Source organism: Desulfofustis glycolicus DSM 9705 (assembly GCF_900130015.1).
GTDB classification, from domain to species: domain Bacteria; phylum Desulfobacterota; class Desulfobulbia; order Desulfobulbales; family Desulfocapsaceae; genus Desulfofustis; species Desulfofustis glycolicus.
The window spans coordinates 1-14,837 of record NZ_FQXS01000011.1 but is presented as its reverse complement, the minus strand read 5'-3'; the positions used below and the strand labels follow the sequence as shown (position 1 = coordinate 14,837).

The following is a 14,837-nucleotide window of genomic DNA, read 5'->3' as shown; positions in this document are numbered from 1 at the left end:
CAGGAGGAGTCAGGTGGCGGTCGCAACACCGCAGGACGGCGTGTCATGCTTCTTGGATGGTGTTTTTCTCCTGGACCTGGATGTTAAATCGTTCACGGATCTTGCGGTAGGATACCAGGTCGTGGTCACGGGCCGAGGGGGTGAGGAAGGATTCGAGCCTGGTTTTCAGGATGACCGGATTCATCTCCGAATTGATGGCGATGACCCCCTCGGTGATGATTTTTTGCAGCAGCAATTCGTGGTTGGTTCGTTCGCGGAGATTGGCAGCAAAGGGTAGGAAGAAAAAATTGGCAAAAATCAGTCCGTATAAGGTGGAGGTCAGCGCGATCGGGACCGCTTTGAGGATGACCGCGGTGTCGCCGATACCGCCGAGCATGGCGATCAGGCCGACCACCGAGCCGATGATGCCGAAAGCCGGGAAAAAATCGGCAATCGACCGGAGGACCCGCTGCAGGTCGTCGCGGCGCAGTTTGAAGAAATAGGTTTCCGTGTTGAGAATATCTCTGATCTGTTCCGTGCCGTAACCGTCGACCAGGCAGCTCAGGGCACGGCGCAGAAAGAGAATGGTAGTCTCGTTTTCTTCTTTTTGCAGGGAGAGGATGCCGTCGATACGAGACTTGATCGATAGGTCGATCAGGATATTGATTATCTCGGTTTCCTCTTTTACCGGACGGTGATAGGAGGCTTTCATCACCTTGTAGACGATTTTCAGCTGTTCGGTCTTGAAACTGAGCAGAGCCGCTGCAGTGGTCCCGCCGATGACGATCAGCAGACCGGAGATATTGAAATAGAGGCCAAGATTGCCGTTGATCAAAAAGCCGGCGACAAAGAGCGAGGAGAACAGGAACAGGCCGATAACGTTTTTATATCTCATCAGAATTTCGTGCTGGCTGAAGGTGGTTGGCGACAGAGACGGCCAGTGGAGCCGGCAATCTTCTGCTGATGATGATTTCGACCCGGCGGTTGGCGGCACGCCGGCTGCTGTCTGCATTGGGGTGCAACGGTCGTTGGGCGCCGTAGCCGCTGACCACGAACTGCTGCGGGTTCATCCCTATCTCTTCAATCAGAAACCGGGCTACCCGGGAGGCCCGGGCCACCGACAGTTCCCAATTTGTCTCGTAACGCGGCGATTGCATCGGCACGTTGTCGGTGTGGCCGATGACATTGATCATATAGGGGGAATCTTTGATCACGGTGGCAATTTTTTGCAGCGATCCGATGGCCGAGGTCGACAATTCAGCGCGGCCGGTGGCAAAGAGCAGGTCACCGGTGAGGATGATGCGCATGGCGTGATCCGGCACCAGGTTGATCGAGGCGAATCGATCAAGGTCGAGTTGTTCGAGCAGTGCCTTATCGACGGTAAAATCCGGCACGAAATCGTGTTGCTCTGCCTGCTTGGTTGATACGTCCGGTGATATGTCGTCCGGCAGAGCAGGCTGGCGTAATGGTGAATCAGCCAGGGATGGCGGAGAGGGAGCAGCCGCTGTTATTGCGTCGTCGGGAATCGCTGGAGGCGCCTCTTCCTGCCCGTCCGCAGACAGGTGTGCCGCGACGCGTTTTTTGCCGCCCCGGGCCTGGTCATCGAAAAAAGCCAGATCGCTGTCGAGCTCGGCAAGCCGGATCGGTTCGACTTTCCTGACGGTCCCGGCAGTTATCAATGGTGCCGCCGGTCTGATCGGCACGAACGGGAGTGTAGCCGAGGGCTCATCGGCGATTTCCAGGGCATTCGCCGTTTCTCCGCCGATTACCTCGATTTCGTCACTGACCAGAAATTCGCGGTGAGCGGCCTGATAGACAAACAGTGAGAGAAACAACACGAACATGGTCATCATCAGATCGGACCAGGCAATCGACCAGTGGCTGATCCGCGGCTGGGAGGACCTGAGTGCGTCTTCATCGCCGAGAAACGTTCCTTTGTTCGAGATGAACTCGGAGTCACCGCCCGAGTAAAAACCGTCCGACAGACCTCGCCAGGACGGCGGGACCGGATGCTGCCGCTGTTCATCATGTAAAGAGTCGAGATCGTTCATCGAGGCTTCGGTATTGTGGCTGCGCTGGGGCAGCGGTTGGTTACGATGTCTAACGATCGTATCGGCAGGAGCGGGGCAAAGGAAAAGGAGAAATGTCGGCCCGCGCTGGGCGGGATATCTTCATAGCACGGGCCGACAGAAGTGGCGGCGGGTTAATCGGTACAGACCGCCTGGCGGATGGAATCGATGCCGACGCGGGTCACGAAGCGAGCGGTACGTTCTTTTTTGTTCGCATTTTCGGCATAAAAGCGCAGGCATCGGTCGATGAGATCCCTGGCCTGATCGTCGGACAGCCCCTCGCCGAGAATGTCTCCAGCTCGAGGAGTCCTGGTCGAACTGCCGCCGAAACTGACGGTCCAACCTTTTTTTTTGCCGATCACGCCGACATCCCGGACCACGCTTTCGGCGCAGGTGAATGGACAGCCGGAGACGCCGATCTTGACCTTGGCCGGAAAGTCGCGACCGGAGAAATGTTCCTCAAGCATGATGCCAAAGCCAAGAGAGTCTTGCAGACCAAACGAGCAGACGGTGTTGCCGGGACAGACCTGCACGTAATGCAGGCAGAGTTCAGTCGCTTTGCCGGCGTCCAGGCCGAGATCACGCCAAATCGCGTCTAGTTGATCCGCCTTCATGCCGACCAGGGCGATGCGTTGACCGGAGGTGATTTTGACGATCGGGATCTGGTAGGTCTCGACGACCTGGGCTAATCGTTTCAGGGTGTTCAGGTCGAGCAGGCCGCCGGGCAGTCGGGGGACGATGGCATAGGATTGCCGGTCACGTTGCAGGATTGCGCCGGGGGGAGTAACAGGGGTGGTCATCGGTAATTCTCCTTGGTGTTGGGTGGGGTAATAAGCTGTCGACACAGCTGGCATATCTGTAAATGGTTTGGTTGTCAGCGGTGGCCGGTTGGTCTGAGGTAGGTGCTGAGCACGAGATTGAGTTGATCACTATCGATCGGTTTGCTGAGGAAATCATTCATGCCGGCCTACCGACATTTTTCCCGGTCTTTCTCCATCACGTGGGCTCAGGGCAACAATCGGGATTTTCCCCTTGTTCCCTTCCAGCAGTCTGATCTGCCGGGTCGCCTCGAGACCATCGATGTCGGGCATCTGCAGATCCATCAAGACGAGTTGGTAGTCATCGGCGAGCAACTCGGCCACCGCCTCTCGGCCGTTGCCGACGACGGTCACCGACAGGCCGAGCTGATCGAGCAGAGCGGTGACTACGGTCTGGTTGATATAGTCGTCTTCGGCAAGCAGGACGCGAAAGTGCTTCAGATCATCGGCTGTACTCCACGAAGTTTTATCGATCGGAACATCCGAAGGCAGATGCGGCTCCGTCGGCGACTCGGCGGGCAGGATACAGTCCAGCCAGAAGGTTGAACCGCGTCCTTTCTCGCTTTTCATCTCGATTCGACTGCCCATTAGTTCGGCGAGCTGGCAGGATATGGCCAGACCCAGACCGGTTCCCCCGTATTGCCGGGTGATGGAGCTGTCCGCCTGACGAAAGGACTCGAAAATCTGTTGCTGTTTCTCCCGGGCGATACCGATGCCGGTGTCGCTGATTCTGAAACGAATGAAGTGGGTTTTGCGCCGGGATTTCCGATGCGGGGCGATGGTCACGGAAACGCTGCCGCTAGTGGTGAACTTGATCGCGTTGTTGACCAGATTGACGATGATTTGCAGCAGCCGGTTGGCATCGGCATAGACCTGCCGGGGAACGGTCGGGGCAATGCTGATGTTCAGCTGCAACCCTTTGTGCTGTGCGGCCGGGATGAACATGGTCAAGGCGCTGTTCAGCGCCTCTGCGAGGTCGAAGACGGTCGGGTCGAGCTCCAGCTTGCCAGATTCCACCAGGGAAAAGTCGAGGATATCGTTGATCACCCGCAGCAAACGGTTGGCGGAATGTTTCACGATCACCAAGCAGTGCCGCTGGCTATCGGTCAATTCCGTGGCCAGTACCAGATCAGTCATGCCGATGATGCCGTTCATCGGCGTCCGGATTTCATGGCTCATATTGGCGAGGAATTCACTTTTAGCAACATTGGCAGCTTCGCCCGCCTGGCGAGCCTGGGCCATATCCTGCCGGAGCACTTTTTCATTGCGGGCCCGCTGATCCAGCTCCCTGAGGATAACGTCGAGCTTGGCAAACTGCTCGGCCACCAGCTCGGCAGTGATTGCCGCGGCCTGACGGGCAACACGCAATTCGTTGATCAGTGCCTCGTTCTCGGCGATCAGACCGAGAAGATCATGCTGAACGGCTGGTCCGGTCATGACTTTTGAATACAGTGCACCGAACAGACCTGACAGGCATCAAACGAGCGAATGACCTGAGCGACCTGTACCGGGTTGTCGGGATCGTCGACCGGCGTGCCGATCACCGCCTCTTCCCATGGTCCGCGGACATGGTTGGTGTCCCGCGGTGAACCGTTCCAGGCGGTCGGTGTGATGATCTGATAACGACTGATCATCTCGTTTTCGATGGTGACCCAGTGGCCGAACGACCCGCGACAGCCGACGGTCACGCCGTAGCCGCGACCGTCGGGGATGGTTTTGACCGGTGTGTAGAACGGTTCGTCGGGATCGATGGCCGCCAGCCACTGCTCCATGACCGGAATGAGAATGACGCCCCGGACCAGGCGGGCGAGTTGTCTGGTCATGACGCTGACCCCGTCGGTTTTGACCAGATCACGAAAGAGCGCTACGCCGCTGCAGAGCATTTCCGCCAGCGGCCCGGTTTCAGCGGGTTTATCGCGATAGCGCGGGGCCTTCGTCAGCGAATATTTGCCCTGGTCGGCAGCGTCGCTCAGCGGTACGGTCTCTCCGTTGAACGGGTACAGGCCGCCGAGATAATCCCTGAATCGAGAGTGGGTGACATGCTCGGTGATATTTTCCTGATTGAACGGCTCGAAGAGTTCGCCGTCACAAAAACCGGAGGCAAGGACCTTGGCGCCGGGTGGTAGTCCGTCTCCGGCCGAGTAGTTGAATTGCCCGTAGCTGATGAAACGGTGATGTCCCCCACCGAGCCGATCGAGACCACTCTCACGGCAGCAGCGCAGCAGGAAGCCGACCTCGCCGGCGCGGTGCGTTGCCGCTTCCTGATACCAGAGCGCCAGGTCTTTACTGCAGGTCACTGCTTGCCATCGTTTGATCGAACAGCCGAGCACACTCGTTTCGTACCAGTCACGAAAACAGCTGAGCACATAGCGGCAGTTGATCAGGTCGTCCCTGGACATTGTTCCGGCGACACCGCCCGGTACCATGTAGGAGGAGTTCGGCCACTGACCGCCGATAATAGCGACGATTTCGATAATGCGCCTGGTGTGTTTAATCGCGTCGATGGTTGAACTGCCACTGAGCGGCCGATAGCGTTCAACGGCTTCTTGATAAAAAGTAGTTTGCTCGTAGCATTGGTTGGTGAAATCGGGCATGAACATCAACAGCCCATGGCGCATATCGCTTTGCAGGAGTTCGGCCATTGAGGCGAGGTTCCTGAACAGCAGGGCATTGTCCGGGATGGTGACGCCGCACACCATGTCGGGGGCCTCGGCTGCGGCAATCAGGTGGGCGGTGCCGCTAATGCCGCAGACCCGGGGGGTCAAGACCAGGCTGTCTCTCGGTGCACGCCCTTTGAGCATATTTTCAAAATCGCGATACATCGTGCCGCAGCTCCAGGCATCGACCACGATTCCGTCGCTGACTTCGATCATCAGTTCCAGATCACCTTCAACGCAGAGGACGGTCAGGTGCTCACTGCCGGCCACCAATCGGTCGAGCTGATGGCGATAGGCACGGCTGGTCAGCGCCGAAAAACTCGGATGCCACAGGATATTCAGGCCGAGTCCCCGGACGGCCTCGATGAACGTCGGTGATGAAGCGTTGAGCAGCGACATGGTGTCGCCGCCACACCCGCCGCACTGCAACCAGAACAGGTTGGTTTTCATGGCACGCTCTGTTGATCAGTGTCCGGATGACGACCGGGGGCGGTTGGTGTCGTACTGAAGTCCTGACCGGAACAGAGAGGTCACGCCCGGCGATTCCTGGAGGATTACTGCTCCCCTGGATAGGCACGATCAGAATACCGGTTTATAATCGAAGAAATGACGAGTTTCCAGCTTACGATAGGTCTTGGTTTCGGCGCGGGCGATAAAGGAACTGGTGACTGCGCCGTTTGATGTGAATCGCACACCCTCGAGAAATTCTCCGTCGGTCACGCCGGTTGCCGCGATCGCCACTTCTTTTGAACGGACCAGATCCTGGGGGCGGAAGATTTTTTCAAAATCACTGATGCCGTGCTCCTCGGCCTGCTCCCGATCCCGATCGTTTTCGTAGAAGATCTTACCCTCGAAATAGCCGCCGAGACAGCTGATGGCAGCTGCCACCAGCGCCCCTTCGGGAGCATAACCATAACCGAGGTAAAGGTCTGTCTTTTCACCGGTGATCGCCGACAGACAGCCGGACAGTTCGCCTTCCTCGATCAGTTTGATGCGGGCGCCGCACTCGCGGATCTCTTTGATCAACTGCTTGTGCCGGGCTTGATTGAGGATACAGACCGTGACATTCTCGGTGTATTTGCGCAGAGCGCGGGCCACTCGCTTGACATTGATAATCGGCGGCTGGTTGATATCGATGACGTTGCCGACCTGCGGTCCGACGACGATTTTGTACATATTCAGGTTCGGTACCGACTGAATAACGCCGCGCGGCGCAATGACCGCATAACTGGTCGCATTGTTGCCGCCGTTGGCCGCCGAGTGATGGGCCTCGAGGGCAATGGCCATCAGGTCCATGGTCGGCCCGCCCTGACCGAGCGTGGCCGGCATCGGAAAGAGATCGTCACGATTCTGGAATCGATCGTTGACGACAAATCCGTCGATTCGTAGTCTGTTCAGGGTCTTGGCGATGGCGGCCCGGGCATGATTGAGGATTTCCCGGTAATCACCGAGGCCTTGCTCGCGTGCCGCGGTCAGAGCGGCGATCTCCGTCGCCCTGACGATCTCCATGCCGTAGTTGGTATCCATTTATCCGTCGGTGTTGAGCGGGGGGTGAAGAAAGCCCTGACCGTTAGCCACTGCAAGCGCTTTGATCCGGCGCAACAAGGCCTCTCTCTCGTCTTTCAGTTTTTTGCCTTCGGCGGTTTCTTTCACTTTCATCGGGTGCTGAAATTCATCGATCAATTCGATATCGAGCGGTGCCGATTCGAATTTCAGTTCGGCCTTCTTGATTTCGTCCGGGGTCGGCAGGATGATGCCGTAGAGTTGGTGCGGCGTATGCACCAGGGAGTGGCCGCGATTGTAGTAGGCGGCGGCGAATCCGCCGTCGACATTGATGGCGACCCCGTCGTCACTGGCCATGTGTTTGCCTTTCAGGTAGTTGACTGGCGTATGTCCATAAACGACCCGTTTAACGCCGAATTCGGCGAGCAGTTTGCGTTTGAAGCTATCGGTCGCCAGGTTCTGCTGCCAGTAGAGCGTCTTTTCGGCATGGGTCTCTTTATCGATCAGAAAATAACGCTCGAAGGTCTTCATCGCGTGCTTGCCGAAGAAGGGTGAGCGCGGACCGCACCAGAGGTAGAAGAACAGGGCCTGGTCTTTCGGGTCTTGCGGAGTGCCGGCGATATAGTTTTTGCCGACCCTGGTGATGGTAGCCTGGATAAAGTCGAGCAGCGCGCGCCCCTTGCGTCCGAGAAACTCCTCAAAATCGCCGTCCTGCGTCGATGGTACCAAGGCGTGGATGTTGAGGATATTGCTGTAGGTCGAATAGGTCTTGCCGACGGTGAACAGGTAGCTGAGCAGCCGCTTGAGCTTCCTATTGGTGCGGAATTGTTCGGTCAGATCGTCGATCACCGCCTGCTCTTCCGGCGTCAGTCGACCGGGATCATCGAGGTCGATGGTCGGGAAGAAGGTGTCGTTGAGTCCGTCGGTATCGCCCTGTTTCAGCAGCGCGGCCAGCCTGTCGAGCCACAGCCGGGAGGACATCTCGTATTCCGGAAAATCGCGGATGGTCTGCTCTTCGAGTTTGAACTGGATGATCGCCAGGGCTTTCTCCATGGCGCGGCCGGGCTCGGTCTTGGCCTTGAAATTGCCGGTGACCCGGTCGGCCGGATAGGTCTTCTCGGCAAAGGCTGCAAGGCGTGACGCGTCGAAAGCGAGCCGTTCCATAAACGGGAAGTGATCATAGCGGCAGGTAATGCGAATAGCTTCGGCAATCAGCGATCTGTTACCCGACGCTGCGCCCATCCAGAGGATATCGTGGTTGCCCAGCACGTAGTCGACGATGCGGCGATAGGGGGCGGAGGAGAGAAAGCGGATGATCTTGTCCGGCTGCGGCCCGCGATCGAAAACGTCGCCGAGGACTTGAATGCGATCGAGCAGTACGTTGCGAATGGCATGACAGAGGTGATGGATCAGGCGGACCGAGATAATCTCCTCTTCGAAGATAGGATCCGGGACCGGCAGCCCGGAGAGCAGTCTGCCGATGGTCTCCTGGAACTCGGGCATGGCGATATCCTCGACCCGGTAGCGGACATTGGTCATCTTGTACTTGAGGACCTCGATCAGGCACAGGATGACATCCTGCTTGTCCATCGAGATGTTCGGGTCTTCCAGGTAGAACTGCCTGCGGATGATCCGCACCAGGTGCTGGATCTTGTCGGTGGTAAAGGTGTTTGGCAGCGCTTCGCGGCAGGTTTGATAAAGGACTCCGAACCGGCCGCGCAGGATTGATTTGAACCGGTCCCCTTCGCCGTGCAGATCGCTGATCCACAACGTCGTTGGGATATTGGAGTTGAGTTCGGTGTCGAGCTGAAGAAACCGCTGGACCAACTCGTCCAGGCTACGGGCTTTGATCTGTTCATCTTCCAGCCGATTTTCCGGGCCGGCCTGTTCAGCGAGCGTTGACCCCATGGTTTATCCACCGCAAAGGTTCATCGTGGAGCGTCTCCCGTCTGCTGCTATATCGATAGTTTATCACCAGAGCGGTCAACAGGCAACCATCTTCTCACCATTGTTTCGGCAGACAGACGCTGCTGCTCAGGGCACGATCTCCACCAATGGCGGGACGGGTTTTAAGCTGTCCTCCACAAGCTGACCAATGGCGGGACAGGCTTTAACCTGTCCTCCCCAGTTGCCTATAAAATTGCGATCAGGTCTGACACCCACTTTGATATGGCCCTGGTCAGGACCAGAAGATCATCGTCGAAGAGTGACAGCTGAGACGTTAGGGATCCTTGAAAAATGTCATTTCGCCCAATCTCATTATTGAGCAATCAAATTTAATCTTTGAATATCAAATGTATGCCTGTGGTAAAATTTTGATGCACGCCTCGAGCTTGGATGGAATTTCAGATTTTTCAAACTCCCCATTACTTCGACGAAATAGGTTCGATTGAGCAGAGTGACCTGCCAAAATCATCATGCTCCTGATCACTTGATAGCAAAAAACAGTTTTTGGTGTGCTGCCTCTGAAATTGCTACTACTGCAGGATGTTTGATAATTCGCTCTACTGAAATGGCGTAAAATCTTTCTTTGATATCTCGTGTCCGACCAATTACCTGAACATGGTACTGCTTTACCACCTCTTCCTCGATAACTGTCGGGGCCATAAATATCCCATCGCCCGCTTGACCAAAAACTTTCAAAAGGGCACTGTCGTCAAACTCGCCAACGATGAGCGGCTGGATATCCATTTTCTCCAGCCATTGGTCAAGAATCCCTCGTAATGTGCTCATACCCATGGGAAACAACATCGGGGCATTGTTCAGAGAAGAGGGAAATGTGCCATGAAGTTGTTTTGCCAGAGCGTGCGTTCCCAAGAAAGAAACTCCGCACTCCCCCAAAAGATGATTATAGGCCTTTATGCTCAGCCTCGATCGCAAAGGGGTATCGGTCAGGACCACGTCAAGGTTGTGCATTGCCAGTTCAGCCAGAAGATGTTCGTTTTTCCCTTCATGGCAGACCAGCCGAACCTTTTCCGGCAGGAGGTTTATTGGCGCCAGTAACTTCTGGGCAACAAGTTTTGGCATCACATCAACGATTCCGACTCTGAGGGACCATGGCCCGAAGACCGGGAGTCCTTTCAATGCGTCCAGCATTTCTCGGCCCAATGGAAAAATCTCGTCTGCATATCTCAAGACAAGCAGCCCTGCATCTGTAGGTTCCAGATTCCGACCCACCTTTTGGGTCAACTTGACCTCAAGACTTTCTTCCAATTTTGACAACTGGGCGCTGATGGTGGACTGAGCAAGGCTGAGTTTTTCACTGGCTGCAGATATGCCACCCTCACGCATAACCGTCCAATAATAGTAAAGGTGATGATAATTAAGCCATGCCATAGAGACCTCAATGATTCGAATATTACGAAGTATAATACTGTATTTATCTATTTGACCAAGAGCTTTTTGCGACTTATCTATTACCGGAACGCATCAGACAACCCCTGTCGCTCGATACAGCCATCATGATGACATAGGTCGAATGGAACAGGCGGCTCCTCTTGTCCCGGCAGGGGACGAAGAGCCCTGACGAGGAATGTTTTCCGGCGAAACCTGACCCGGTCAGGTTCCACCGCTCGCAGACAGAAAGTCTAACTTGCCTAACTAGTAGTGTTCAACAATGATTATTTCGTCGAAGTCAGCATAGGAGGACCTTACGTTTTGAAAGAAAAACCCATTGTCGGCATCGTTATGGGCAGTGCCTCGGATCTGCCCGTCATGAAAAAAGCTGCTGAAATCCTCAAAGAGATGGGAGTTCTCTTCGAAATGGATATCAGCTCCGCTCACCGTCTTCCTGATAAAACGGCAGAATATGCGAAGAGCGCCAGAGGACGCGGCATCGAGGTAATTATCGCCGGCGCCGGCATAGCTGCCCACCTCGCCGGCGTCATCGCTGCCCATACGACCCTGCCTGTAATTGGTGTGCCACTCGCCTCGGGGGCTTTGAATGGCGAGGATGCGCTCTACTCGACGGTGCAGATGCCACCAGGTATCCCCGTTGCGACAGTAGCTATTGACGGCGCCAAAAACGGAGCCTTCCTGGCCTGCTCCATCCTTTCTATCAAGTATCCGGAAATAGAGGAGAGATTAGCGGCTTACCGAGATAACACGCGTAAATCTCTCCAGGGCCAATCCGAACAGCTGAGGAATGAACTGTTGGCCGAAAATCTCATATCAGGATAGTGAAAAACCTTTTCGAAGGAGAAATGAAGAAGATATGATGGGAGCTGCACAGTCAGCATTGTAGCCTGTGAGGACCAAGAGAAACGACGCTCATGCTGAGAGCGGATACTGTTGAGGAGCTTGAAAAAATCGGAATTTCGTTCAAAATCGAGGCGCGCAAGAAAATTTTTCCGCAGACATATATATGATATTACAATGACAAAGTTTGATTGCGCAACGACGAGATTGGGGGAAATGACAATTTTTCAAGGTTCCCTGTTGATATGCAAATAGGGGAAAAACATGACCCAAAAACAATCAGGACACCCCACTGCTGAAGAGGTTCTTCATATCCTCAAAGACGGCAACAAACGATTTGTTTCCGGTAAACTCGAACATCCAAACCATTGCGAAGAAAGCCGCCAGAGTCTGATTGCGGGCCAGGAGCCGATAGCAACGATCCTCTCCTGTTCCGACTCCAGGGTTCCCCCTGTGGATATCTTTGATCAAGGGCTGGGCGATCTTTTTGTTGTACGAGTTGCCGGTAATATAATCGGAGATCATTCCCTTGGATCAATAGAATATGCGGTCAAGCACCTGCATACTCCTGTTGTCGTTGTCATGGGTCATTCGAGCTGTGGGGCAATTGGTGCAGTTTCGAGCGGTGCCACTCTTGAAGGTCACATTGCCACTCTCGGTCCGGCCATTCAGACTGCTCTCAAAACGATACCGGATGCCGCCGGAGGAGACCAGGTGAACAATGCATCCAAAGAGCTGGCCCGGCAGGTTTCAGCAAAAATCTCTCAGTCAGAACCAATTGTTGCAGATTTGGTACAAAGCGGGAAAGTGAAAGTCGTACCCGCCTATTACGATCTGACGTCCGGAGAGGTGGAATTTCTTTGAGAAACCGGAATCGGGCATAACCGATCAGCACGACACCCTTCAAATACTTCCGGTCCTGTATGCTGCAGGATTAATTTTCTTACAGGGCCGGAACCACTCAACAGGAAATTTGTCGCCATCTGCGCTCTAAATCCAATAACCGGGGGCACGTCGAACAATGAAAATCGTCGTCTCGCTCGGCACGACTGGCCGGTTCAACCCCCATGACGGAGCGTCACAACGAACGATGAAAATCAGCGCCGTGGTCGGAATGGCCGGTTGGTTTTAAAAGTTAGCGGGGGACAGGTTAAAACCAGTCCCGCCGATTTTCATATAAAAAACGATAGAAAACAGAAACATAAGCGATGCAACTCGCCGGTCATGATACCGATCATGCATTGAATGGAAATGAATAGAAGTGTCTTTGGGAGCGTCGATTCTTTACGGCCGATACAGGACAATAACCAGAAAAAATAACGACGAACCACAGGAACAATACAAGTCACGTTTCAGCGGCCCTGTCAGTTGAGCACGGCCTGTTGGTCTATGTGCTTGCTGATCTGGGACAAGGAGAAGAGGGCTGTTTCAGAAATCCTCGGGTCTATAGATTTCAAATGTGGTTTTTTCCCCGATAAGAGAATCGATTTTCCACTGCAATTCCTTCGCTTCTGCCCGGCTCATCCAGTTTATCCAGTCATCTGCAGTTTCCCACTCGTTGATGACTATGCATTCTCCTGGATCATTCAATTTTGAGTATGTCACTCTCGATATAAAGCCCGGCTGTTTTTCTGATCTTTTCCTCAACTCCTTGAGCAAGGGAATCAAATCATCGGTATGATCCATTCGGAAGACACGCTTAATGATAACCATTACGCTCATTGCGTCACTCCTCTATAAAGGTGGTGGATCGGTGAATTGCAGCAACCAAAAAACGAGGGGGTACCAAAAGGCTGTTTCAGATGAAAAGCCTATCAGTCAGAAATAGCAAAGGTACCTTGTCAATAATCAGAGCGCAATTGCTATTTAGCTGAAATCAATACTGGGAAGCAACCGCCAAAATGAAGCAATGGCGATGGGCAACGGTCCCCAGCGGTAAAACGGGCTCCGTTCGTAATCGACTGCAGCAAGCGTTGCAGGACATTTTCTGCGGTTTCATTTTTTCTGCAGGTGGAACCGTAAGGGCCAAGAGCTGTTATCTTCTTGCGGAGATCTATACCACAGCGGACTTTGGTCGATAACCTAACTGGTTGGTTGGGCGGTTCCTGGCAAGACCACAGGTTTGAGCGTTGGGCTGGCCCAGAGTCCCCCAGGTCCCCAGTAATGCTGCCTGTGGCAGAGTCAAATGCTTGCGATAAAATTTTCTTGCGCACCTTGATCTTGAACGAAATGCCGATTTTTTCAATCTCCCCTTTGAGAGCGATAGGTGTTGAAAGGGCGGAAGGACGATACATTGTTTTCCTTGTATGGGGGCAGGATTCGTGTTTGGAAAATCGGAGGGAATTGAAGATCGCAATCATTTCTCATTCTTCGTTGGCGCTTAGTATCGACATTCTCTCACCTGCGTCGAAATAATGTGAGCGAATCTGTTTTTCCAATGCGGTCGCATCCCCCTTTTTTATGGCTTCCACGATTACTTTATGTCTCAAATAAACCTCATGGGGTGTGTACATATTGATCCAATATTTAAAAAACAGGAACTTCGACAGTCCCTGACAGGATCTGCGACAGAACTCGACGACAAAATCGTTATCAACCCGGGAAAAGAGTATCTGGTGGAATTTATCGTCAAGTTCAGCAATTTTATTGGCGGATTCCTTGCCATCAGCTATTTCTTTCATTTTTTCAGTCAATTCAGTTAATTTGCTTATATCCTTTTCTGTGAATAGCTGAAGTGCTCTTGAAACAGCCGCAGCTTCGAGAACGCCACCAGTGAAATAACTGTCTTTGACTTGTTTGGGGTTGAGTTTAGTTATAAATTTTCCTTTTTGAGGGATCCAAACCACCAAGCCTTCTTTGATCAGTACCTGAAGTGCCTCACGTACGGGAGCTCTGCTAATGGATAACTTTTTAGAGATGTCCAGTTCTTTTACCTTGTCACCCGGTTTGTAGGTTCCGTTTAGTATGCCCTTTTTGATATAAGAAACTATAGGGTCTGCGTAGGTATGTCTTTTTAGTTCCAAGGCACTGTTTCCTCCGTGGATGAAACAAAATCGTTATTGGTCGACTAGTATAGATACTTGGTAAATCTTTGCAAAAGGAAAATCGCTATAAATAATGTTGTCACTCCAAAATAACGAACAGGGTCCCCTCACGGAGAGGAGACCCTGTAAAAAGAAGCAATTGCAGGTGATTATCTTGTGCCGTGGGTAACCCCACAAATTACAAGTAATTTCTGCTAGCTAATAATCCTACCTTCGCTGTCGAGATGAACACCGTCTTGTATAGTGGACCCCAGTTTTAAGACAGTAGTTTAAGCTAGACGCAATCCCGAGGAACAGGAAAAGATGAGTGAAGGAAAGAAGAGAAAGTTCCATACTCCCGAGTTCAAGGCCAAGGTAGCTCTGGAGGCATTGCGAGGGATAAAAACGCTCAACGAGATAGGGCAAGAATTTGGGGTCCACCCTATTACGGTTGGGCATTGGAAGAAGGAACTTCAAGAGCAGGCAAAAACGCTCTTTGAAGGAAAGCGAGGTCCTACACCGATCGCGGCACATCGAGAACCTGAACTGTTGTACAGCGAGATTGGCAAGCTGAAGGTGGAGCTCGACTGG

General features: G+C 53.5%; 14 protein-coding genes. 3 read left to right on the top strand and 11 right to left on the bottom strand.

Annotated features, from left to right (window positions below; translation table 11 throughout):
* Positions 1–43: 43 nt before the first annotated feature.
* From BUC26_RS10385 to nhaR, 8 genes are all read right to left on the bottom strand, one after another.
* The gene (locus BUC26_RS10385) at positions 44–874 is read right to left on the bottom strand and encodes a motility protein A (RefSeq protein ID WP_073375820.1); all 831 of its coding nucleotides are present in this window, start codon (positions 872–874) and stop codon (positions 44–46) included.
* The gene (locus tag BUC26_RS10380) at positions 864–2,030 is read right to left on the bottom strand and encodes an OmpA family protein (RefSeq protein WP_073375819.1); all 1,167 of its coding nucleotides are present in this window, start codon (positions 2,028–2,030) and stop codon (positions 864–866) included. The genes BUC26_RS10385 and BUC26_RS10380 overlap by 11 nt, the downstream gene beginning before the upstream one ends.
* A gap of 152 nt (positions 2,031–2,182) precedes the next feature.
* Complete coding sequence (locus BUC26_RS10375; protein ID WP_073375818.1) at positions 2,183–2,848, bottom strand: nitrite/sulfite reductase domain-containing protein; 666 nt, start codon at positions 2,846–2,848, stop codon at positions 2,183–2,185.
* 153 nt (positions 2,849–3,001) lie between these two features.
* The gene (locus BUC26_RS10370) at positions 3,002–4,303 is read right to left on the bottom strand and encodes an ATP-binding protein (protein ID WP_073375817.1); all 1,302 of its coding nucleotides are present in this window, start codon (positions 4,301–4,303) and stop codon (positions 3,002–3,004) included.
* Positions 4,300–5,973 carry a nickel-dependent hydrogenase large subunit gene (locus tag BUC26_RS10365; protein WP_244155832.1) on the bottom strand — a complete coding sequence of 558 codons (1,674 nt, stop codon included), beginning with the start codon at positions 5,971–5,973 and terminating at the stop codon, positions 4,300–4,302. Before BUC26_RS10365 ends, BUC26_RS10370 begins: the two co-directional genes overlap by 4 nt.
* Positions 5,974–6,102: 129 nt before the next feature.
* Positions 6,103–7,050 (bottom strand): fructose-bisphosphatase class II family protein, encoded by a 948-nt coding sequence (locus tag BUC26_RS10360; protein ID WP_073375815.1) that lies wholly within the window; start codon positions 7,048–7,050, stop codon positions 6,103–6,105.
* The gene (locus tag BUC26_RS10355) at positions 7,051–8,934 is read right to left on the bottom strand and encodes a fructose-bisphosphatase class III (RefSeq protein WP_073375814.1); all 1,884 of its coding nucleotides are present in this window, start codon (positions 8,932–8,934) and stop codon (positions 7,051–7,053) included. It lies immediately after the preceding gene.
* Positions 8,935–9,453: 519 nt separating this feature from the next.
* Positions 9,454–10,362 carry a transcriptional activator NhaR gene (gene nhaR, locus BUC26_RS10350; RefSeq protein ID WP_073375813.1) on the bottom strand — a complete coding sequence of 303 codons (909 nt, stop codon included), beginning with the start codon at positions 10,360–10,362 and terminating at the stop codon, positions 9,454–9,456.
* Positions 10,363–10,713: 351 nt separating this feature from the next.
* Here nhaR and purE point away from each other — a divergent pair, with 351 nt between their 5' ends.
* Together purE and BUC26_RS10340 are read left to right on the top strand one after the other, a co-directional pair.
* A complete protein-coding gene (purE, locus tag BUC26_RS10345; RefSeq protein WP_073375947.1) occupies positions 10,714–11,205 on the top strand; it encodes a 5-(carboxyamino)imidazole ribonucleotide mutase in 492 nt (163 codons plus the stop codon).
* 282 nt (positions 11,206–11,487) lie between these two features.
* The gene (locus BUC26_RS10340; RefSeq protein WP_073375811.1) at positions 11,488–12,087 is read left to right on the top strand and encodes a carbonic anhydrase; all 600 of its coding nucleotides are present in this window, start codon (positions 11,488–11,490) and stop codon (positions 12,085–12,087) included.
* Between the two features lie 564 nt (positions 12,088–12,651).
* Here the strand turns inward: BUC26_RS10340 and BUC26_RS10335 are convergent.
* The 3 genes from BUC26_RS10335 to BUC26_RS10330 all read right to left on the bottom strand — a co-directional run bounded on the left by BUC26_RS10335 (position 12,652) and on the right by BUC26_RS10330 (position 14,246).
* Positions 12,652–12,945 (bottom strand): antibiotic biosynthesis monooxygenase family protein, encoded by a 294-nt coding sequence (locus BUC26_RS10335; protein ID WP_073375810.1) that lies wholly within the window; start codon positions 12,943–12,945, stop codon positions 12,652–12,654.
* 140 nt (positions 12,946–13,085) lie between these two features.
* On the bottom strand, positions 13,086–13,583 hold the full coding sequence (locus BUC26_RS22975) for a hypothetical protein (protein ID WP_161949835.1): 498 nt from the start codon (positions 13,581–13,583) through the stop codon (positions 13,086–13,088).
* A gap of 3 nt (positions 13,584–13,586) precedes the next feature.
* Entirely contained in the window at positions 13,587–14,246 is a 660-nt protein-coding gene (locus tag BUC26_RS10330; protein WP_073375809.1) for a GntR family transcriptional regulator, read from the bottom strand.
* Positions 14,247–14,570: 324 nt separating this feature from the next.
* Between BUC26_RS10330 and BUC26_RS10325 the strand changes: the two genes are divergently transcribed.
* A partial coding sequence (locus tag BUC26_RS10325; protein ID WP_073375807.1) for an IS3 family transposase occupies positions 14,571–14,837 on the top strand: 267 nt, incomplete at its 3' end.